Genomic DNA, 21,071 nt, shown 5'->3' on the forward strand with positions numbered 1-21,071 from the left:
CGCGCACCTCACGGACGTCCCAGGAGCACCAGGTGGTCGCGGTGGACGACTTCCCGCTCGTACGCCGGGCCCCAGCGCCGGGCGAGCTCGCGCGTCGACCGGCCGAGCATGTCCGGCAGCTCCTCCGAGGAGTAGTTCACCAGCCCGCGCGCCAGCGCGCGGCCGTTTCCGTCGACCAGGTCCACCGGGTCGCCGGCGCGGAAGCGGCCGCTGAGGCCCAGCACGCCCGCGGGCAGCAGGGAGGAGCGCCGCTCGCGCACCGCGCGCACCGCGCCCTCGTCCAGGACGAGGCGGCCGGCGGGGCTGGCGGCGTGGGCCAGCCACAGCTGGCGGGTGCCGCGGCGCGCGCGCCGGGCCGGCGGCACGGCGAACCACGTGCCCACGTCCTCGCCGGCCAGCGCCTGCTCCGCCAGGGCCGCGGAGGTCACCAGGGCCGGCACCCCGGCGGTCGCGGCGATGCTCGCCGCCTCCACCTTCGTGGCCATGCCGCCGGTGCCCACGCCCGCCGCGCCGGCGGAGCCCACGCTCACCCCGGCGAGGTCCTCGGGCCCGCGCACCAGCCGCAGGCGCTGCGCGCCCGGGCGCGAGGGCGGGGCGTCGTAGAGGGCGTCGACGTCGCTGAGCAGCACCAGGGCGTCGGCGCGCACCAGGTGCGCCACGAGGGCGGCGAGGCGGTCGTTGTCGCCGAAGCGGATCTCGTGGGTGGCCACGGTGTCGTTCTCGTTGACCACCGGCACCACGCCCAGCGCCAGCAGCCGCTCCAGGGTGCGCTGGGCGTTGCCGTAGTGCGTGCGCCGGGCCACGTCCTCGGCGGTCAGCAGCACCTGGCCCACCGTCAGCCCCGCCCGGGCGAAGGCGCGGGCGTACTGGGCCAGCAGCAGACCCTGCCCGACGCTGGCCGCGGCCTGCTGGCTGGCCAGGTCCTTGGGGCGGCGGGGCATCCCCAGCGGGGCCAGGGCCGCCGCGATGGCGCCGGAGGAGACCAGCACGACCTCGCCGCCGGCGGTGCGGCGCCGCGCCAGCACCTCCACCAGCGCCTCCAGGCGCGCGGCGTCCAGGCCGCCGGCGGCGCTGGTCAGCGAGGAGGAGCCGACCTTGACGACGACGCGCCGGGCGCGCCGCAGCTCCTCGCGCCCGCCGGCGGCCTGCGCGCTCACCGGCCGGCTGCCCCGCCGAGGTCGTCACCGGGGGTGGGCTGCAGGGCCCGGCCCGCGCCGTCACCGGCGTCGGGGGCGTCGACGGTGTCGGCGGCGTCGACGTCGTCACCGGCGCCGGGGTCACCGGAGTCGCCGGAGTCGTCGGCGCTGGTCCAGCGCCCGGCGCGGCGCTCGGCCTCCAGCTCGCCGCGGGCGGCGGCCTTGGCGGCGCGGCGCTCGCGCTCCTGCTCGCGCTTGGTGGCGCGGGTGGGGCGGTCGTGGTCCTGCAGGCGCAGGTCGGTGCCGCGCTGGCCGAGGACCTCGGCGCCGGAGACCATGGTCGGCTCCCAGTCGAAGACGACGGCGTCGTCCTCGGCGCCGATGACGACCTCGGCGCCCGGGGTGGCGCCGGCCTTGAACAGCTCGTCCTCCACGCCCAGGCGGGCCAGGCGGTCGGCGAGGTAGCCCACGGCCTCGTCGTTGGTGAAGTCGGTCTGGCGCACCCAGCGGCGCGGCTTCTCCCCGCGCACCCGGAAGCGCACCCCGCCGGTGGCCTCGTCGCCGTACACCTCGCGGGTGACGGTGAAGCCGCTGTCGTCCACCGCGGGCGGGCTGATGACCACCCGCGTGGGCACGGCCTCGGGGGCCGCGGCGCGCGAGGCGGCGACCAGCTCGGCCATGGCGAACTTCAGCTCGCGCAGGCCCGCGTGCGTGGCCGCGGAGACGACGAGCACCGGCGCGCCGCGCGACTCCAGGTCCGCGCGCACGATCTCGGCCATCTCCCGCGCGTCGGGCAGGTCGGCCTTGTTGATCACGATGATCCGCGGCCGGTCCTGCAGCGGCACGGTGCCGTCGTCGACGCGGTAGGCGGCCAGCTCCTTCTCGATGGCCTCCAGGTCGCCGACGGGGTCGCGGTCGCTCTCCAGGTTCGCCCCGTCCAGGACGTGCACCAGCGCCACGCAGCGCTCCACGTGGCGCAGGAAGTCCAGGCCGAGGCCGCGGCCCTCGCTGGCGCCGGGGATGAGCCCGGGCACGTCGGCGACGGTGAAGCGCAGGTCGCCGGCCTCGACCACGCCCAGGTTGGGCACCAGGGTCGTGAACGGGTAGTCGGCGATCTTGGGGCGGGCCGCGGAGAGCGCGGCGACCAGGCTGGACTTGCCGGCGCTGGGGAAGCCGACGAGGGCGACGTCGGCGAGCGTCTTCAGCTCCAGCACGACGTCGCCGGACTCGCCGGGCTCGCCGAGCAGCGCGAAGCCGGGCGCCTTGCGGCGCGGGGACGCCAGGGCGGCGTTGCCCAGGCCGCCGCGGCCGCCGGCGGCCACGGTGAAGCGGGTGCCGGGGCCGACCATGTCGGCCAGCAGCTCGCCCTTCGCGCTGCGCACGATGGTGCCGTCGGGCACGCCGATGACGAGGTCCTCGCCCTCGGCGCCGCTGCGGTGCGAGCCCATGCCGAAGCCGCCGGAGGTGGCGTGCCGGTGCGGGCGGCGGTGGTGCTCCAGCAGGGTCGTCACCTGCGGGTCGACCTCGAGCACGACGTCGCCGCCGCGCCCGCCGTTGCCCCCGTCGGGGCCGCCGAGGGGCTTGAACTTCTCGCGGTGCACGGAGGCGCAACCGTTGCCGCCGTCACCGCCCGCGACGTGCAGGACGACGCGGTCGACGAACGACGCGGCCATGGGTACCTCCGGGAGGGTGGTGCGGGAGTGGTGCCGGTGGGCGGTGCCCGCGGTGGTGACCCGCGGGCGGGGAAGCACGGAGGGGCGGGCCGGTGGTCCGGCCCGCCCCTCCGCTACTCGTGCTGCTGCGTCGTCACTCGCTCGCGGTGACGACGTTGACGACCTTGCGGCCGCGGCGGGTGCCGAACTCGACGGCGCCGGGGACCAGGGCGAACAGGGTGTCGTCGCCACCGCGGCCCACGCCCGCACCGGGGTGGAAGTGGGTGCCGCGCTGGCGGACGAGGATCTCGCCCGCGCTGACGACCTGGCCGCCGAAGCGCTTCACGCCGAGGCGCTGCGCGGCGGAGTCACGACCGTTGCGCGAGGAGCTCGCGCCCTTCTTGTGTGCCATGAGCTGACGTCACTCCCCGATGCTGGTGATCTTGACGCGGGTGTACTTGGCGCGGTGACCCTGACGCTTGCGGTACCCGGTCTTGTTCTTGTACTTCAGGATGGTGATCTTGGGACCCTTGGTCTCCTCGACCACCTCGGCGGTGACCCTGACACCCGACAGCTTCGACGCGTCGGAGGTGACATCGGCACCGTCGACGAGGAGCAGCGGCTGCAGCTGCAGGGTCTCCCCGCTGGCCACGGCGACGCGGTCGATGGTCAGCACGTCGCCGACCGAGACCTTCTCCTGCCGGCCGCCGGCGCGGACGATGGCGTAGACCACAACGAACCCGTTTCTCTCGTCACGAACTGGACGCCACCGGCCCGCCTGACGGCGGTCCGGGGCTCGCGCACGGTGGCGCACCAAGGGTCAAGCGTACGGAACGCCGCCCTCGGGGGTCAAAACGGCTCCCCTACCCCTCCGCGGGGACCGGTTCGCCGGACGTGCCGGCACCGCCGGCCGGGGCGGTCGCGGGCTCGCCCGCGGCCCCCTCGGCACCGGCCTCCCGGCGCCCGGCCGCCGCCGCGACCGCGGCGATGGCCGCGAGCACGGCCGGATCCTTGGCCGGCTCCTTGGCGGGCTCCTCGGCCCGGGCCGCGGGCAGGTCCGCCTCGGGGCGGGCCTCCTTCGCGGCCCGGCCGCGGCGGCCGCGGGACTTGCCCGAGCCGTTCGCGCCGTTCGCGCCGCCGGACCCGCCGGCGCCGTTCGCGCCGGAGCCGCCCGGGGCGCCGCCGGCGGCGCCGGGGCCGTTCTGGGCGGCGCCCTCGGCGGGGGCCGACTCCAGCTCCTCCAGCACGGCCGCCAGGCCCTGCCCGGTGCGCTTGCGGGTCATCTGCACCAGGCCCAGGGAGGTGACCTCCGCGACCTGGTGCTTGGTGCGGTCCCGGCCCAGGCACTCCACCAGGCGGCGCAGGACGAGGTCGCGGTTGGACTCCAGGACCATGTCGATGAAGTCGATCACGATGATCCCGCCGATGTCGCGCAGCCGGAGCTGGCGGACGATCTCCTCGGCGGCCTCGAGGTTGTTGCGGGTGACCGTCTCCTCCAGCGTGCCGCCGGAGCCGGTGAACTTGCCCGTGTTGACGTCGATGACGTGCATCGCCTCGGTGGGGTCGATCACCAGCGAGCCGCCCGAGGGCAGCCACACCTTGCGGCCCAGGGCCTTCTGGAGCTGCTCGTCGACGCGGTGGGCGGTGAGGACGTCCTCCTCCGAGCCCCACCTCTCGGCCCGCGCCAGCAGGTCGGGTGCGACGTCGCCGAGGTAGTCGCTGACCGTCTCCCACGCCTCGTCGCCGGAGACGACCAGGCGGGAGAAGTCCTCGTTGAAGACGTCGCGCACCACGCGCACGGTCAGGTCCGGCTCGCCGTGCAGCAGCACGGGGGCGTTCCTGGCCGACGCCTTGGCCTGGATGGCCTCCCAGGTGGCCTGCAGGCGCTGCACGTCCGCGGCCAGCTCCTCCTCGGACACGCCCTCGGCGGCGGTGCGCACGATCACGCCGGCGCCCTCGGGCACGACCTTCTTGAGGACCTTCTTCAGCCGCGAGCGCTCGGTGTCGGGCAGCTTGCGGGAGATGCCCGTCATCGACCCGCGGGGCACGTAGACGAGGAACCGGCCGGGCAGCGAGACCTGGCTGGTCAGGCGGGCGCCCTTGTGGCCCACCGGGTCCTTGGTGACCTGCACCAGGACCGGGTCGCCGGACTTCAGGGCCGCCTCGATGCGGCGCGGCTGGCCCTCCAGGCCGGCCGCGTCCCAGTTGACCTCGCCGGCGTACAGGACCGCGTTGCGGCCCTTGCCGACGTCGACGAAGGCGGCCTCCATGCTCGGCAGCACGTTCTGCACGCGGCCGAGGTACACGTTGCCGACCATCGTGGTCTGCGCCTTCCGGGCGCCGTAGTGCTCGACGAGGATGCCGTCCTCGAGCACGCCGATCTGGGTGACGCCGTCCTTCTCGCGCACCACCATGACGCGCTCGACGCTCTCGCGGCGCGCGAGGAACTCCGCCTCGGTGAGGATCGCGCGGCGGCGGCCCTGCTCCCGGCCCTCGCGGCGGCGCTGCTTCTTGGCCTCCAGGCGGGTGGAGCCCTTCAGCGCGGTGATCTCGTCCTCACCGGTGCCGGCGCCCGTGCTGCGCGCGCGGCGCGGCTCGCGCACCCGCACGACGGTGTTCGGCGGGTCGTCGGGCGACGGCTCGTCGCCCTCGCCGGCCCCGCCGCGGCGGCGGCGGCGACGGCGGCGGCGCGAAGACCCGGAGGCCTCCTCGGCCTCCTCGGCCTCGTCACCCTCCTCGCCCTCGTCGACGGCGCCGGGCTCGGCGTCGTCCGCGCGGTCGTCGGCGCGGTCGTCGCCGTCCTCGTCGGGGGCCTCCTCGGCGGGCTCGTCCTCGCCCTCGGCGCGCTCGGCGTCCTCGCGGGAGCGCCCGCGGCGGCCGCGGCCACCGCGGCGGCGACGGCGGCGGGGCGCACCCTCCTCGTCGCCCTCCTCGTCCTCGTCCTCGACGTCCTCGACCTCGACGTCCTCGCGGACGACGGTCAGGGCCTGCAGCAGCTCCTCGACCCCGTCCGCGGCGCGCTCCTCGGCGCCCCCGTCCGCGACCTCGTGCTCGATGGCCTCGCGCCCGGCGGCGTCCTGCCCGTCGGTGCGCTCGCCCGCGGGGCGCGGCGGGCCGGCGGGCGCGGAGGCGCGGCGGCTGCGCCGGGGCGCCTCCTCCACGGCCGGGGCCTGGAAGAAGACGGCGGTGGCGCGCGCCGCGGCGTCGGCGGCGCGGTCGGCGTCGGTGCGCTCGCGGCGCGCGAGGTCCGCGGCGCGCAGCAGCACCGGGTCGTCCATGAGGTCCTGCAGGGCGGCGGGGGCGGCCGGCGCCTCCCGCGGCTCCCGCACGGTCTCGGCGGCGGCGGGCTCGACGACGGGCTCGGCGACGGGCTCGGCGGCCGGCTCGACGGCGGCGGGCTCGGCGGCGGCCGGCGGCTGGACCGGGTCCTGCTCGACCGGGGCGTCCTGGGCGGCGGCGACCGCGGCCGGCTGCTCGGCGGGGGCGGCGGTGCGGCGGGTGGCGCGGCGCGCGCGGCGCCGCGGGGCCGGAGCGGCCTCCTCGGCGACGGGCTCGGCGGGCTCAGCCACGGGCTCGGCGGTCTCGGCCACGGCGGGCGCCGCGGGGACGGTCTGCTCGACGGTGGCGCCGGCGACCTCGCCGACGGGCTCCGCGGGGGCCTGCACCTCCGGGGACTGCTCGACGGCGGGCGTGCCGCTGCGGCGGGTGGCGCGGCGGGCGCGGCGCCGCGGGGCCGGAGCGGCCTCCTCGGCGACGGGCTCGGCGGGCTCAGCCACGGGCTCGGCGGTCTCGGCCACGGCGGGCGCCGCGGGCGCCTCCGCCACGGGCACCTCGGCCAGGGGCTCCTCGACGGTCGCCCCGGCCGCGGGCTCCCCGGCGGGCGCCTCGGGCGTCTCGAGGGCATCGGGGGCCGTGGGGACGGTCTGCTCGACGGTGCCGCCGGCGACCTCGCCCACGGGCTGCTCGGGCACCGCGTCCGCGGGCGCCCCGGCCGCGGGGGCCTCGACCGCGGGCTCCTCGGCCACGGGCGCCTCGACGCGCACGGGCGGTCCGGCGGGGCGGCTGGCCGCCCGGCGCCGCCGGGGGCGGGTCGTGCTCGCCGGCTGCTCCGCCGCTGCCGGGCCGTTCTCTTCAGGTGTGGTCGTCACGGGCTCTCCCGTCGCCCCGTCCGGCCACTCACCGGTGAACCCGTGGCCGCCCGGGGCGTCACTCGTAGGGATCGCCGGGTGGGGTGACCCGCACCCGACGGAAGTCCTCGGTGCACGCGCGGGGTTCGCTCGCTCCAGGCGGCGCTCCGCTCGTGCCGCCGCCGGTCCCGCGACCGGAACGGGGCCCGGGGCGCCTGCGAGGTCCTTCCACTGGACCGCGGCGCTGCCCGGACGCCACGCTCAGGGCGGCGGTCTCGTCGGCGGGTCGGTCGCCCGGTGTGGGGAACGCCCGACCGTCCGCAGTGTCTCACAGGAGCGCCGAGCGGCCCCGGGCGAGCGCGCCGCCGCGGGGCGGAGGGCCGCGGGGCGCCCCGGCGCGGGCGATATGGTGGCGGCACGCCGTCCGGCGCGGCTGCGACAGCCCGGCCCGCCGACGCCGCAGCGAGCCCCGCCCCGCGGTGCCGCTCGCACGAGGGGCGAGGGAGGAACCGCAGTGAGCAGCCCGGCCCCGCTGACCCGGCGCTACCACGTCGACCTCGCGCGCTGCGGCTCGTCCCTGTGTCGCCCGGTGCGCCGGGGGACGCCGGCCGCGCGCGCCTGAGCGCCGGTCCCCGCCCCCCGCCTCCCCGCCCCCCGGCGACGGTCGCACCGCTCCGGTGCACCGCGCGCGGGCGCGGCCCCTCCCGCGCTCCCGCCCCGCTCCTGACCGACAGGTGACGCGTGTCCTCCTCCCCCGCTGCGGCGAGCCCCCGGTCCACTGCGACCGCCACCTCGCTGGGCGCAGCCCTCGTGCGCACCGTGCGCACCGACCGCGCGGCGGCCGCCGGCGCGGTCGTCGTCGCGCTGCTGGTGCTGCTGGCCCTGCTGGCTCCGGTGATCACCTCGATCACGGGCCAGGACCCCTACCGCTACGACCGCTCCGCCCTGGACCCCGCCTCGGGGCTGCCCGCCGGGCCGCTGGGCGGGGTGAGCGCCACCCACTGGTTCGGGGTGGAGCCGCTGACGGGCCGGGACCTGTTCGCGATCGTCGCGCACGGCGCGCGCACCTCGTTCCTCATCGGGGTGCTCGCCACGGCCGTCTCGGTGGTGGTCGGCGTCGTGCTCGGCGCGAGCGCCGGCTACCTGGGCGGCTGGTGGGACCGCGTCGTGGGCTGGACGGGGGACGTGGTCTTCGGCTTCCCGTACCTGGTGTTCATGGTCGCCCTGGGCGCGGTGCTGCCGCCGGACGTGCCGCGCACCCTGCTGCTGGTCGTCGTCATCGGCTTCTTCGGCTGGCCGCGGGTGGCGCGCGTGGTGCGCTCGGCGACGCTGTCGCTGACCCGGCGCGGGTTCGTGCGCGCCGCGCAGGCGATGGGCTCGCCGCCGTGGCGGACGATCACCCGCCGGGTGCTGCCGAACCTGTGGGGCCCGGTGGTGGTCGTGGCGACGCTGTCGATCCCGGAGCGCATCGGCCTGGAGGCGGCGCTGTCGTTCCTGGGCGTGGGGGTGCGCCCGCCGACGCCGAGCTGGGGCCGCTCGATCTCCGACGCGATCGGGTGGGTGCAGACCGACCCGATGTTCCTGGTCTTCCCGGGCCTGGCGCTGTTCGCGGCGACGCTGGCGTTCAACCTGCTCGGCGACGGCCTGCGCGACGCGCTGGACCCGCGCACGGCCCGGCAGGGGGCGCGCTGATGGCCGGGGTGCGCTACGCGCTCAGCCGCGTCGGCAGCGGCCTGCTGGTCCTGGTCGCCGTCGCCTTCGTCACCTACGCGGTGTTCTACCTGCTGCCCTCGGACCCCGCGCAGCTGTCCTGCGGGCGCCCGTGCACTCCGGAGAACCTGGCGCTGGCGCGCGGGTTCATGGGCTTCGACGAGCCGTGGTGGCAGCAGTTCCTGCACTTCCTGAGCGGCATCGCCACCGGCCGCACCTTCGGCTCGGGCGCCACCGCCGTGCGGTGCGCGGCGCCGTGCTTCGGCTACTCCTTCCAGGAGAGCGCCCCGGTGGCCTCCCTGATCGTGGACCGGCTGCCGGTGACGCTGTCGCTGGCGCTGGGCGCGGCCGTGCTGTGGGCCGTGGCCGGGGTGGCGCTGGGCGTGCTGGCGGCGCTGAAGCGCGGCACCGCCTGGGACCACCTGACCTCGGCGGTGTCCGTGGTGGGCGTCTCGGCGCCGGTGTACCTGCTGGGGCTGCTGGGCATCCTGCTGCTGGGCTTCACCCTGGACGTGGTGCCGGTCAGCGGGTACGTGCCGCTGAGCGAGTCGCCGGTGGACTGGGCCTGGCACCTGGTGCTGCCGTGGGTGGTGCTGGCGTTCATCAACGGCGCCGTGTACGTGCGCCTGACGCGCGGGCAGATGCTGGAGGTCCTCGGCGAGGACTACGTGCGCACCGCCCGCGCCAAGGGCCTGCCCGAGCGCACCGTCGTCGGCAAGCACGCGCTGCGCAACGTCACGCTGCCGCTGGTGACGCTGTTCGGGCTGGACCTGGGCGGCCTGCTCGGCGGCGCCGTCATCACCGAGCGGGTCTTCGGCATGCCCGGCGTCGGCTCGTTGTTGCTGGACGCGGTGGGCAACCTCGACCTGCCGCTGCTGCTGGGCACGACCCTGTTCGCGGCGTTCGCGGTCGTCGCCGCCAACGTCGTCGTGGACCTCGTCTACGGCGTCCTCGACCCCCGGGCGCGCCTCACCTGAGGCGCCGCCCCTCCCCCTCCCGGCCCCCGCGCCCCGCGGGACCCGCACGCACCAGGAAGGCCCCTGACATGACGCTCGACCGCCGCAAGCTCCTGCTCGGCTCCCTCGTCGCCGGCATCGGCGGCACCGCGTTCCTCAGCGCCTGCGGCGCCAACGACCCCGAGCGCTCCGGGCAGGGCGCGACCGGCGGCGCCGCCGAGCGCGGCGGCACCCTGACGGTCCTCGTGGAGTCCACGAGCACGAACTTCGACCCGGCCAAGAGCCAGAGCCTGGCGATCACCTCCCTGGGCCTGGTGCACCGCCGCCTGACCGCCTGGCGGGTCACCTCCGGGCAGCCCGCGGAGCTGGTGCCGGACCTGGCCACCGACACCGGCACCGCCGGCGAGGACGGGCGCACCTGGACGTTCACCCTCAAGGAGGGGCTGCTCTTCTCCGACGGCACCCCGATCCGCGCGCAGGACGTCAAGTGGGGCCTGGAGCGCTCCTTCGCCCCCGCCTTCAGCGGCGGGCTGACCTACCACAAGGACCTGCTGGCCGGCGCCGGCGGCTACGGCGGCCCGTTCGAGGGGGCGCGCCTGGACTCCATCGCCACCCCTGACGAGCGGACGATCGTCTTCACGCTGGAGCGGCCCTACGGCGACTGGGGCTGGATCGCCAGCACCCCGGCGTTCGCGCCGGTGCCGGAGGGGCAGGGCGCCGAGGCCGACTACGGCCTGCGCCCGATCGCCTCGGGCCCGTACGCGGTGACGACGAACCAGCAGGGCGTGCGCATCGAGCTGACCCGCAACGAGCACTGGTCGGCGGACACCGACGACGTGCGCCCGGCGCTGCCCGACACGGTGGTCTTCTCGCTGGGGCAGTCCGCGGACGTCGTCTCCCAGCGCCTGGCCGCGGACTCCGGCGAGGACCAGAGCGCCTTCGGCGCCTCCTTCGTCTCCCCCGCGCAGCTGGCCCAGGTGGCCGCGAACCCGTCGGCGAAGGAGCGCCTGGTCACCTCCGAGTCCGGCGCCCTGGCGTTCCTGGCGCTGAACACCACGCGCGGTCCGCTGCGCGACGTGAACGTGCGCAAGGCGTTCCAGCACGCCGTGGACAAGGCCGGTTTCCAGGTCGCCTCGGCCGGCACCGCCGCGCTGGCCGGCGAGGTCGCCACCACGCTGATCACCGACGGCATCGCCGGGCGGGAGGAGTTCGACCTGTACGGCGCGCCCGCCGAGGGCGACCCCGCCAGGGCCAGGCAACTGCTGGCCGACGCCGGCTTCCCGCAGGGCCTGAGCGGCCTGCGGCTGCTGGTCAGCCAGGACAACAACGGCGCCGCCAAGGGGCAGGCGGTCCAGGCCTCGCTGGCGCAGGCCGGCATCCAGGTGGTGCTGGACGTGCGCGACAGCGACGCGTACTACGCGGCGGTCAACAACGTGAACCCCGACGAGTACGACCTGGCGCTGGGGTCCTGGCAGCCGGACTTCCCCAGCGCCAACGCCAACATCCAGCCGCTGTTCGCCAGCAACCAGATCGGCGGCGGCGGGTACAACTCCGCGCGGTACTCCAACCCGGCGGTGGACGCGGCCATCGAGCAGGCGCAGGCCACCGTGGACCCCGACGCGGCCGCGGCGGCGTGGGTGGCGATCGACAAGCAGATCATGGCGGACTCCCCCGTGGTGCCGCTGATCTACACGCGCAACTCGTTCCTGCGCGGCTCGAAGGTGACGGACTTCTTCATCGGCGCCTTCCCCGCGTACCCGAACTACCTCGCCGTCGGGGTCTCGCGGTGACGTCCTCCCCGGCGCCCGCCGCCCCCCTGCTGGAGGTGCGCGGGGCCGACGTGGTGTTCGGCGCCGGCGCCGTGCACGCGGTGCGCGGGGTGAGCTTCTCGGTGGGCGCCGGGGAGGTGCTGGCCGTGGTCGGCGAGTCCGGCTCCGGCAAGACTGTCACGGCGATGTCCCTGCTGGGGCTGCTGCCGGCGTCGGCGCGGGTGGGCGGGCGCGCGCTGCTGCGCGGGCGGGACCTGTACGCGCTGCGGGGCGAGGACCTGCGGGCGGTGCGCGGCGCGCAGGTGGCGATGGTGTTCCAGGAGCCGATGAGCGCGCTGAACCCGGTGCTGACGATCGGCGACCAGCTCGCCGAGGCCGTGCGCGCGCACGAGCGCGTCCCCCGCGCCACGGCGCGCGCGCGGGCGCTGCAGCTGCTGGGCGAGGTCCGCCTGCCGGACCCGGCGGCCAAGCTGCGCGCGCACCCGCACGAGCTGTCCGGCGGGCAGCTGCAGCGCGTGGTGATCGCGATGGCGCTGGCCGGCGGCCCGGCGCTGCTGGTGGCCGACGAGCCCACGACCGCGCTGGACGTCACGGTGCAGGCCGAGGTGCTGGCGCTGCTGCGCGACCTGGTGGACCGCACCGGCGCCTCGGTGCTGCTCATCACCCACGACATGGGCGTGGTCGCCGACCTCGCCGACCGCGTCGTGGTGATGCGCGAGGGCGCGGTGGTGGAGACCGGCGCGGTGCGCGAGGTGCTGCGCGCCCCGCGCGAGGAGTACACCCGGCAGCTGCTGGCGGCGGTGCCGGCGCTGCCGGTGCCGGTGGCGGGCGCGGTGCCCGCCGGCGGCGAGGGCCCGGTGCGCCGCGGCGCGCAGGTCGCCGCGCGCAGCGACCCCGCGCGCGCCTCGGTGCCCGACGAGGTCCCGGCGGGCGCGGACGCGGCGCTGGTGGTGCGCGACCTGCACGTGCGCTTCGGCGGCCGGCTGGGCACCCGCGCGGTGCACGCGGTGGCCGGGGTGGACCTGCACGTGGCGCGCGGGGAGGTCCTGGGCCTGGTCGGCGAGTCCGGCTCGGGCAAGAGCACCCTGGCCGGGTGCGTCAGCGGCCTGGTGCGCCGCACCTCCGGGACGGTGCGGGTCTCCGGCCGCGACCCCGAGCACCTGCGCGGGGCGCGGCTGCGGGCGCTGCGCGGGCGGGTCGGGGTGGTCTTCCAGGACCCCGCCTCCACGCTGGACCCGCGCGCGCCGGTGGCCGACTCCGTGGCCGAGCCGCTGCTGCTGCACTCGCGGCTGCGCGGGCGCGAGCTGCGCGCGGAGGTCGAGCGGCTGCTGGAGGCGGTGGCGCTGCCCGCCGGGTACGGCGATCGGTTCCCGCACGAGCTGTCCGGGGGTCAGCGCCAGCGCGTGGCGATCGCGCGGGCGGTGGCGCTGGGCCCGGACCTGCTGGTGGCCGACGAGCCGACCAGCGCGCTGGACGTGTCGGTGCAGGCGCGGGTGCTGCAGCTGCTGGCCGAGCTGCGCGAGCGGTTCGGCTTCGCGTGCCTGTTCATCACCCACGACCTGGCGGTGGTCAGCCGGGTCGCGGACCGGGTCGCGGTGATGCACCGCGGCCGCGTGGTGGAGCAGGGACCGGCCGGGGACGTGCTGGCGCGCCCGCTGCACCCCTACACGCAGCGGCTGGTGGCCGCCGCCCCGGTCGCCGACCCCGACGCGCAGCGCGAGCGCCGCGCGGCGTGGCGGGCGCTGGCGTCCTGAGCGGGCCGGGCGGGGTGGAGCGACCCCGCCCGGCCGCGCGCCGAGGGCCCCGGGGCGCGGTCAGGGTCGCAGCGCCGCGGGCAGCAGGTCGGCGTGCGCGGCGAGCAGCTCGTCGGTCATCGCGCGCACCTGCTCCAGGGTGCACTGGGCCGCGGTGAGCGGGTCGAGGGCGACGGCGTGGAAGACGTGCTCGCGGTCCCCGGTCAGCGCCGCCTCGACGGCGAGGGTCTGCACGTTGACGTTGGTCCGGTTCAGCGCGGCCAGCTGCGGCGGCAGGGCCCCGACGGCGGTGGGCTGCACCCCGTTGCGGTCGACCAGGCAGGGCACCTCCACGCACGCCTCCGCCGGCAGGTTGGCGATGAGGCCCGTGGCGTTGGGGACGTTGCCGTACACGACGCAGGGCACGCCGGTGACGACGGAGTTCACGATGCTGGCGCCGTACTCGACGCTGGGCGCCAGCTCCGCCTTGAGCCTGGCGAGCTGGTCCTCGACGTCGCCGCGGTCGTCGTGCGCGGCGCAGATCTCGTAGTAGTCCCAGCGCTGCGGGACGTAGCGCTGGACCGTCTCGGGGTCCTTGCGGAAGTACGGCAGGTACTCCGAGGCGTGGTGGCTGGACTCGGTCTCGAAGTAGCCGAAGGCGTTCATGAGGGTGGTGCGGACCTGCTCGTTGCCGCCCTCGTAGGTGCTGGCGGCCAGGGCCGCCCCGCTGTGGTCGCCGTCGTCGCCGGCGAGGTCAGCCGCGGGGCGCCCGACGACGTGCCGCTCGCCCATGACCTCGCGCAGGCGCGGGTACAGGTCCTCCCCGCCGCGGCGGAAGCGCAGGACCCACGCCTGGTGGTTGATGCCGGCGCAGAGGTAGTCGACCTCCTCGTAGGGCACGTCCAGGGTGCGCGCGAGCATCCGCGTGGTGCCCTGCACGCTGTGGCACAGCCCGACCGTGCGCAGGCCCCTGGCGTTGAGGTAGGCCGTGGCCATCGCCATGGGGTTGGCGTAGTTGATGAACACCGCCTGCGGGCACACCTCCAGGGCGTCGGCGACGATGGCGTCGTAGGCGGGCACCGAGCGCAGGAAGCGGAACACCCCGCCGGGGCCGACGGTGTCGCCGACGGTCTGGTCCACGCCGTAGCGGCGCGGGACCTCCACGTCGTGGCGGTAGGAGGCCACCCCGCCGACCTGGAAGGTGATGACGACGAAGTCCGCGCCGTCCAGGGCCTCGCGGCGGTCGGTGGTCTCCACGACCTCGGCGTCGAAGCCGTGGTGGGCGACGAGCTTGCGGGCGGCGTCGGCGACGGGCGCGAGCTTGCCGGGGTCGACGTCCATGAGGCACAGCTGCGCCGAGCGCAGGGCGGGGAAGCTGAGGACGTCGCCGATGAGGCGGAACGGGAAGACGTACCCCCCGGCGCCGATGAGGGTGATCTTCGGGGTGCGCGTCGGGCTCATGCCCCGACGCTAGGTGCGCGCACGGCGCCGGGGCCTCCGCGCAGCCACCCGGGGCTTCCAGGATCCTCAGCCGCACGCGTAGGCTCCCGCCGTGGCGGCGCCGGCGACGCGGGTGGAGCGGGCGGGGTTGTGGGTGCACCGCGGACCCGCCCCGCCGATGGCCGGTTTCCACCGGCACGACGACCTGGAGGTCAACGTCGTGCTCGAGGGGCGCCTGGAGTACCTGTTCGGCGGCCGGCGCGTGGTCGTCGAGGCCGGCAGCACCGCGCTGTTCTGGGCGGCGGCGCCGCACCGCCTGCTGGAGCGCACGAACGAGCGGCGCACGGACGTGGCGTGGGTGCACGTGCCGCTGGCGGTGGCGCTGGGCTGGTCGCTGCCGGAGGCGTTCGGCGCGCGGGTCCTCTCGCACCGCACCGTCGTGGCGCCGACGGCGGCGGTGGGCGACCACGTGCCGGGGCTGGTCGCCGCCTGGCAGCGCGACCTGGCCGCCGCGCACGGCGCACCGCCGGACGCGCTGCTGCTGGAGGTGAACGCCCTGGTGCTGAGGATCCTGGCAGCGGGGCAGGCCGGCGCGGCGGCACCGGCCGGCGGCCCGCGGCCCGACCTGCGGCCGGTGGCCCGGATGGCGAGCTGGACCGCCGAGCACTTCCGCGAACCCGTCAGCACCGCCGACATCGCCCGCGCGGCGAACCTGAACCCGAACTACGCCACGACGCTGTTCCGGCGCGCGGTGGGCGTCTCGCTGGGCGAGCAGCTGGTGCGCCACCGGGTGGCCGAGGCGCAGCGCCTGCTGGTGACCACCGCGATGACCACCGCGGCCGTCGCGCACGCGGCCGGGTTCGGCTCGCAGAGCAGCCTGTACGCGCACTTCACGCGGGCCTGCGGCTGCTCCCCGGGCGCCTACCGCGCCGCCCGCGCGGGGGCGGGCGGCGCGGGGCCGTTCAGCGGAACAGCGCGTTGAGCTGCTCGTTCATCGGGGTCAGGGCGTCGACGTCGGCGTTGAAGGCCATGACGCCCTCCATCGTCGAGGCCGTGATGCTCTGGACCTCCGCGGCCTGCAGGATCGAGGGGTAGGGGAAGGTCGTCCCGGCGTCGATCTGGTCGGTGAAGGCGCTGACGTCGAAGCCCCGGCGGCCCAGCGCCTCCTTGGCGGTCTCGACCGTGCTGGCCACGGCCGGCATGACGACCCCGGCCTGCGCGACCTTCGACTGGCAGGCCTCCGAGGCCAGGTGCGCGGCCCACTCCCACGCCGCGCCCTTGACCTGCGAGGAGGTGGAGATCGAGTCGGCGAGGGAGTTCTGCATGGCCGCCCGCCGGCCGCTGGGCCCGACGGGCGTGGGCGCCAGGGCCAGGTCCACGCCCTCCAGGGCGCCGTAGTTGGCCGTCTGCCAGGACCCCTCGCTGACGATGGCGTACCGGCCGGCCTGCACCTGCTGGTCGGGCGAGCCGCCCTCGGTGAACGCCAGCGGCGGCATGTAGCCCTTGTCGATGAGCCCGCGCCACCAGGCGTAGGTCTGCTGGAAGCGCGGGTCGTCGTAGTTGAACTCGGTGCCCCAGGCCTCCCGGTCCATGTACCACCAGCCGGTGGTCATCGCCAGGTAGGACCACTCCACCTGCCCGAAGGGGGCGCCGGCGCTGCCCAGGCCGAGGCCGTAGGTCCTGACCCTGCTCCTGTCGAAACCGGGCTCGTCGCCGCGCACCCCGTTCTCGTCGACGGTGAGGCGGGCGATGACGTCCTCGTAGGTCCCCCCGTCCTGGGGGTTCCACGTGAGGTTCGCCATCTGCTCGGCGGTGATGCCGGCCTCCTCGGCCATGCCGGCGTTGTAGAACAGCCCGACGGTGTCGAAGTCCTTCGGCAGCCCGTAGCGCTTGCCGTCCGGGCCGATCCACAGCTCGGTGGTCCCGGGGACGTACTGCTGCAGGTCGATGCCGGAGGCGGCGACCTGCTCGTCGATGGGCACGATGAGCCCGCGCTCGGCGAACTCGCCGTAGCGGGAGGTGTGGTTGGCGAAGACGTCGGGAGCGGAGCTGGCGACGAACCCGGTGAACAGCTTGTTCCAGTAGTCGTCCCACCCGAACTGCTCGATCCTGATGTCGATGTCGGGGTTCTGCGCCTCGAAGTCGGTCGCGCACTCCTGGTACGCGGGCAGCTGCGCGGACTCCCACAGCCAGTAGGTCACCGTCCCGGTGTCGGCGTCGGCGCCGGGGTCGACGCCGTAGGAGCCGCAGGCGGTCAGCAGGACGGCGGCGCCGGCGGCGGCCACCGCGGCGCGGGCGCGGGTGCGCAGGCGGGTGCTCTTCACGGGGGTCCTCACTTGATGCCGGAGAAGCCGATGGAGTTGACGACCTTCCGGCTGAAGATCGCGAACAGGACGACGATCGGCAGCGCCGCGAGCAGGGTGGCGGCCATGAGGCCGGCCCAGTCCGGCGAGCCCTGCGGGGTCTGGGCGCGGAAGATGCCCAGGCCGACGGTGAGCACCCGGACCTCCGCGTCGCTGGCCACCAGCAGCGGCCAGAAGTACTCGCCCCACGCCTGGATGTACTGCAGGATCGCCAGCGTCACGATCGGGCCGGAGGCCATGGGCAGGATGACGCCGAAGAAGCGGCGCACCGCGCCGGCGCCGTCCAGGCGGGCGGCCTCCTCCACCTCGCGGGGGATGCCGAGGAAGAACTGCCGCAGGAAGAAGATCGCGAACGGCGTCATGAAGAAGAACGGCAGGACGATGGCGGCGTAGGTGTTGAGGATGCCCAGGTCCCGCATGAGCAGGAAGTTCGGCAGCTGCGTGAAGATCGGCGGGACCATCAGAGCGGTGAGGAAGACGAAGAACACCGCGTCGCGCCCGGGCCAGCGCAGCCGCGAGAAGGCGTAGGCGGCCAGCGCGCCGAAGAACACCTGCCCGGCCGTGATGAGGCTGGCGACCACCACGGAGTTGAGCAGGTAGCGGCCGAGGTCGACCGAGGCGCCGGAGCCCGCCTGGGCCTGCGCCTCGGCCGCGCTGGCCAGGCCGAGGACCCGCTCGAAGGCGCCGAGGGTCGGTTCCACCGGCAGCAGGCTGGAGGGCTGCGTGGCGAGGTGGGCGCCGTTGGAGAACGCCGTGCGCAGCATCCAGTAGAAGGGGAACAGCGTCACGAGCAGGATGAGGACCAGCGCCGTCCAGGCCAGGACGCGCCCGACCCCCGGTCGTCCCCTGCCGCTCCTGACGGGTGTCGACGCTGCGAGCGCCTCGTCGAACGTCGTCGTCGTGGTGGCCACGTCGCCTCCTGGTCGTCGATCGAGGGGGTCGCGCTCAGGCGACGTCGGACTCGCCGGCCCGCATCAGCCGGAGCTGGACGAGGGCGACGATCGCGAGGATGAGGAAGAGGACGACCGAGACCGCCGAGGCGTACCCGAACTGGTAGCGCTGGAAGGCCAGGTCGAAGATGTAGTACTGGATGACCTTGGTGGCGTCGGCCGGGCCGCCGGCGGTCGTGACGGCGACGGTGTCGAACGCCTGGAACGAGCCGATGACGGTGATGACGAGCACCAGGGCGAGGATCGGGCGCAGCAGCGGCAGCGTGATGCGCCAGAACATCTTCCACTCCGAGGCGCCGTCGACCCGGCCGGCCTCGTAGACGTCGTTGGGGATCATCAGCATGCCGGCGAAGAGCAGCAGCGCCGTGTACCCCAGGTGCCGCCAGGTGTTGACCAGGGCGATCGTGGGGATGGCCCAGGCCTGGTCGCCGAAGAAGGGGATCGCGTCGACGCCGAGCCACCCGAGGAACTGGTTGGTGATGCCGATCTGGGCGTCGAGCATCCAGTAGAAGACCAGCGCGACGACGACGTTGGAGATGAGGTACGGCAGCACGATGATGCTGCGCACCAGGATCGAGCGCGTCAGCCGGTGCAGCAGGACCGCCAGCAGCAGCGCCAGCACGGTCTGAGTGCCGATGTTGATGACGACGTACTGGACGGTCACCTTCATGGCGTTCCAGAACGTCGGGTCGTCCAGGATCGCGGCGTAGTTGTCCAGCCCGACCCAGGTGGGCCGGTTGAAGACGTCGAAGTCGGTGAAGCTGAAGTACAGGCCCCGCAGCGTCGGCCAGAAGTAGAAGACGGTGAAACCCAGCAGGGCGGGGGCGATGAAGGCCAGCGCGGTCAGCCGCTCGCGGCGGCTGCCGCCGGAGTCGGGGCGGTAGCCGGGGACGTGGACGGCGAGGTCGGCGGTGCTGCGGGCACGAGCGGCTCTGCTCGTGAGGGCCATGGCGTCACACCTTCCGGGTGCGCAGGAGGAGGAGCTGCTGCGGTTGCAGCGCGGGTGCCGCCAGGCCCGCGACGGCCAGGGCGCGGCCGGTCAGCCGCACCCCCCGCGCGGTCCACGGCAGGTCGCCGCCGCGCAGCGCCGGGGTGTCCCCCGGCGGCTGCGGGGCGACGTGGTAGGTCGCCTCGGGGTCCAGGCCGGGGATGCGCACCCGGCCGGGCACGGAGGTGTCGGGGGTGGCCAGCTGCACGAGGGCGAACAGGGCGTCGGAGCCGTCGGCTGCCACCACGCCGTGCAGCGCGAAGGAGGGGTCGTGCTGATCGGCGCGCACCACCGTGCCGGTGTGCAGCACCGGGCGCAGCTCCTTGTAGAGCGCGACCCAGCGGGCCAGCTCGGCGCGCTCGTCGGCGCTCATGCGGGTGACGTCGGTCTCGATGCCGAAGGAGGCGAACAGCGCCGTGCCGGCGCGGAAGGACAGGTCGCTGTGCCGGTGGGTGGTGTGCGAGGGCGAGGCGCCCACGTGCGAGCCGATGAGCTCCGGCGCCAGCAGCTGGGCGGTCCAGCGCTGGATCTGCTGGCGCTCCAGCGGGTCGATGCAGTCGCTGCCCCACACGCGGTCGGTGTGCTCCAGGACCTCCAGGTCCACCCGCAGCCCGCCGGAGGAGCAGGCCTCGATCTCCACCCCGGGGTGGCGCTCGCGCAGCTCGTCGAGCAGGCGGTACACCGCCAGGGTCTGCACGTGCACGCCCGGGCGGCGGCCGGGGCCGGAACCGGCCTCCAGCAGGTCGCGGTTGTGGTCCCACTTCAGGTAGCCGATGTCGTTCTCGGTGAGCAGCGCGTCCAGCCGCTCCAGCAGGTGCGCGTAGGCGTCGGGGTTGCCCAGGTCGAGCACCTGCTGCCGGCGCGAGGGCAGCGGCAGGCGCTGCTCGTCCGGGCGCAGCAGCCAGTCCGGGTGGGCGCGCGCCAGGTCGGAGTCGGGGTTGACCATCTCCGGCTCGACCCACAGGCCGAACTCCATGCCCAGGCCGGTGACCACGTCGATGAGCGGGGTGAGCCCGTCCGGCCAGACGTCCTCGTCGACGTACCAGTCGCCCAGGCCGGCGCCGTCGTCGCGGCGGTGGCGGAACCAGCCGTCGTCCAGCACGTAGCGCTCGGCGCCGACCTCCGCGGCCGCGCGCGCCAGCTCGGTCAGCCGGCCCAGGTCGTGGTCGAAGTAGACCGCCTCCCAGGTGTTGGCGATGACCGGGCGCGGGGAGGAGGGGTGGTGCGGGCGCGAGCGCAGGTGGGTGTGGAAGCGCGCGGCGATCCCGTCCAGGCCGTGCTCGGAGTGCGCGGCGTACACCCACGGGGTGCGGTAGGACTCCCCCGCGCCCAGGCGCACCTCGCCGGGCAGCAGCAGCTCGCCGCCGGACAGGACGGCCGCGCCGGTGTGCTGCCGCTCGGCCAGGGCGCGGTGGTTGCCGCTGAAGGCCACGTGCTGGGCCCAGACCTCGCCGGTGCGGAAGCCGAAGCCGGCGGTGCCCGCCGCCAGGACCAGGGGGGCGTCCGGTCCGGTGCGCCCGCGCCGGTTCTCCCGCGCGTGGGCGCCGACGACGAAGGGCAGGCGCTGCGGGACGCGCTCCTTGGCCCAGCGCCCGGTGAGGTCGAGCAGCTCGGTGGCCACCGGCGGCACGGGCAGGGCGAGCGCGAGCAGGCCGACCTCGTAGGCGGGGCCGGCGGCGCTGGTCACCGCGGCGCGGTGGCGCAGCAGCCCGGAGGGCAGCAGCTCCAGCTCCAGGTGCAGCTCCAGCGCGGTGCCGGCGTCGGCGGCGCGCACCTCGACGCGCCCGCCCAGCGGGCCGGCGTCGGCGACCCGCACGGAGGTGGGCGTGAAGCGGGTGGTCCAGGCGGTGCCGCCGCGGTGCCCGGCCAGGCCCGGCGTGCCGCTCCAGCCCTGGGCCTGCTCGGGCAGCAGCGACAGCGGCCGCGGCTCGTCGACGTCGTTGTTGGCGCGGGCGGTGCCGCCGGCGGTGACGAGGTCGGCCAGGGCGCCGGCGTCGAGCTCGCCGAGGTCGGCGCCCCAGTGCACCACCGAGGGCACCTGCTGCTCGTGGGTGCGCAGGACGAGGCTCACGCCGGCCGCCCGCAGGTGCACCACCTCCTGCGGCCCGAGGGGCCGGACGGGCGCGGGGGTCGGGCTCTGCAGAACGGTCACGGAGTCTCCGGATCACGTCGTCGTGGTCGTGGGGTGTTCGTGCGTGCTGAGAGTTCTACGGCAGAACCCCGATCGGCGTCAACGACGCTCCGGTC

The 21,071-nt window shown here is 75.7% G+C and carries 15 protein-coding genes; 5 read left to right on the top strand and 10 right to left on the bottom strand.

All coding sequences use genetic code 11. The features are described from left to right. Positions 1-8: 8 nt before the first annotated feature. The 5 genes from proB to ACRYR7_RS07010 form a co-directional block, all read right to left on the bottom strand. Positions 9-1,157: a glutamate 5-kinase gene (gene proB, locus ACRYR7_RS06990; protein ID WP_432571353.1), complete on the bottom strand. Its 1,149-nt coding sequence runs from the start codon at positions 1,155-1,157 to the stop codon at positions 9-11. After that, a complete protein-coding gene (obgE, locus tag ACRYR7_RS06995) occupies positions 1,154-2,809 on the bottom strand; it encodes a GTPase ObgE (RefSeq protein WP_432571354.1) in 1,656 nt (551 codons plus the stop codon). Before obgE ends, proB begins: the two co-directional genes overlap by 4 nt. Before the next feature lie 133 nt (positions 2,810-2,942). Beyond that, complete coding sequence (gene rpmA, locus ACRYR7_RS07000; protein ID WP_432571355.1) at positions 2,943-3,200, bottom strand: 50S ribosomal protein L27; 258 nt, start codon at positions 3,198-3,200, stop codon at positions 2,943-2,945. Positions 3,201-3,209: 9 nt separating this feature from the next. Then, positions 3,210-3,521 carry a 50S ribosomal protein L21 gene (gene rplU, locus ACRYR7_RS07005; RefSeq protein WP_166612505.1) on the bottom strand — a complete coding sequence of 104 codons (312 nt, stop codon included), beginning with the start codon at positions 3,519-3,521 and terminating at the stop codon, positions 3,210-3,212. A 130-nt stretch (positions 3,522-3,651) separates the two neighbouring features. Further along, positions 3,652-6,936 (bottom strand): Rne/Rng family ribonuclease, encoded by a 3,285-nt coding sequence (locus tag ACRYR7_RS07010; RefSeq protein ID WP_432571356.1) that lies wholly within the window; start codon positions 6,934-6,936, stop codon positions 3,652-3,654. Positions 6,937-7,725: 789 nt separating this feature from the next. Between ACRYR7_RS07010 and ACRYR7_RS07015 the strand changes: the two genes are divergently transcribed. The 4 genes from ACRYR7_RS07015 (at position 7,726) to ACRYR7_RS07030 (ending at position 13,104) form a co-directional block, all read left to right on the top strand. After that, positions 7,726-8,607: an ABC transporter permease gene (locus tag ACRYR7_RS07015; RefSeq protein ID WP_432571357.1), complete on the top strand. Its 882-nt coding sequence runs from the start codon at positions 7,726-7,728 to the stop codon at positions 8,605-8,607. Then, positions 8,607-9,602: an ABC transporter permease gene (locus ACRYR7_RS07020; protein WP_432571358.1), complete on the top strand. Its 996-nt coding sequence runs from the start codon at positions 8,607-8,609 to the stop codon at positions 9,600-9,602. Before ACRYR7_RS07015 ends, ACRYR7_RS07020 begins: the two co-directional genes overlap by 1 nt. Before the next feature lie 68 nt (positions 9,603-9,670). Next, complete coding sequence (locus ACRYR7_RS07025) at positions 9,671-11,371, top strand: ABC transporter substrate-binding protein (RefSeq protein WP_432571359.1); 1,701 nt, start codon at positions 9,671-9,673, stop codon at positions 11,369-11,371. Further along, complete coding sequence (locus tag ACRYR7_RS07030) at positions 11,368-13,104, top strand: dipeptide ABC transporter ATP-binding protein (RefSeq protein ID WP_432571360.1); 1,737 nt, start codon at positions 11,368-11,370, stop codon at positions 13,102-13,104. The genes ACRYR7_RS07025 and ACRYR7_RS07030 overlap by 4 nt, the downstream gene beginning before the upstream one ends. Positions 13,105-13,164: 60 nt before the next feature. Here ACRYR7_RS07030 and melA read toward each other — a convergent pair whose 3' ends face one another. Continuing rightward, positions 13,165-14,544 (bottom strand): alpha-glucosidase/alpha-galactosidase, encoded by a 1,380-nt coding sequence (gene melA, locus ACRYR7_RS07035; protein WP_432571361.1) that lies wholly within the window; start codon positions 14,542-14,544, stop codon positions 13,165-13,167. A gap of 91 nt (positions 14,545-14,635) precedes the next feature. Between melA and ACRYR7_RS07040 the strand changes: the two genes are divergently transcribed. Further along, complete coding sequence (locus ACRYR7_RS07040; RefSeq protein WP_432571362.1) at positions 14,636-15,505, top strand: helix-turn-helix domain-containing protein; 870 nt, start codon at positions 14,636-14,638, stop codon at positions 15,503-15,505. On the opposite strand, the gene ACRYR7_RS07045 is transcribed toward ACRYR7_RS07040, so the two are convergent. Genes ACRYR7_RS07045 through ACRYR7_RS07060 form a run of 4 tightly spaced genes read right to left on the bottom strand, consistent with a single transcriptional unit; the run spans position 15,486 to position 20,976 of the window. Further along, positions 15,486-16,847 (bottom strand): ABC transporter substrate-binding protein, encoded by a 1,362-nt coding sequence (locus ACRYR7_RS07045; protein ID WP_432571363.1) that lies wholly within the window; start codon positions 16,845-16,847, stop codon positions 15,486-15,488. The genes ACRYR7_RS07040 and ACRYR7_RS07045 overlap by 20 nt on opposite strands. A gap of 8 nt (positions 16,848-16,855) precedes the next feature. Then, positions 16,856-17,797, bottom strand: a complete 942-nt coding sequence (locus ACRYR7_RS07050) for a carbohydrate ABC transporter permease (protein WP_432571364.1) — start codon at positions 17,795-17,797, stop codon at positions 16,856-16,858. A gap of 34 nt (positions 17,798-17,831) precedes the next feature. After that, complete coding sequence (locus ACRYR7_RS07055; protein WP_432571365.1) at positions 17,832-18,785, bottom strand: carbohydrate ABC transporter permease; 954 nt, start codon at positions 18,783-18,785, stop codon at positions 17,832-17,834. A gap of 4 nt (positions 18,786-18,789) precedes the next feature. Next, complete coding sequence (locus tag ACRYR7_RS07060) at positions 18,790-20,976, bottom strand: alpha-galactosidase (RefSeq protein WP_432571366.1); 2,187 nt, start codon at positions 20,974-20,976, stop codon at positions 18,790-18,792. Positions 20,977-21,071: the final 95 nt, after the last annotated feature.

Origin of the sequence: Kineococcus gurbantunggutensis, assembly GCF_050871925.1 — a bacterium.
GTDB lineage: Bacteria > Actinomycetota > Actinomycetes > Actinomycetales > Kineococcaceae > Kineococcus.

Bases quoted from the DNA above. Each gene is read 5' to 3' on its own strand.
- ACRYR7_RS07055 (WP_432571365.1), bottom strand. From the start codon at position 18,785: ATGGCCCTCACGAGCAGAGCCGCTCGTGCCCGCAGCACCGCCGACCTC.
- rpmA (WP_432571355.1), bottom strand. From the start codon at position 3,200: ATGGCACACAAGAAGGGCGCGAGCTCCTCGCGCAACGGTCGTGACTCC.
- obgE (WP_432571354.1), bottom strand. From the start codon at position 2,809: ATGGCCGCGTCGTTCGTCGACCGCGTCGTCCTGCACGTCGCGGGCGGT.
- ACRYR7_RS07020 (WP_432571358.1), top strand. From the start codon at position 8,607: ATGGCCGGGGTGCGCTACGCGCTCAGCCGCGTCGGCAGCGGCCTGCTG.
- melA (WP_432571361.1), bottom strand. From the start codon at position 14,544: ATGAGCCCGACGCGCACCCCGAAGATCACCCTCATCGGCGCCGGGGGG.
- ACRYR7_RS07025 (WP_432571359.1), top strand. From the start codon at position 9,671: ATGACGCTCGACCGCCGCAAGCTCCTGCTCGGCTCCCTCGTCGCCGGC.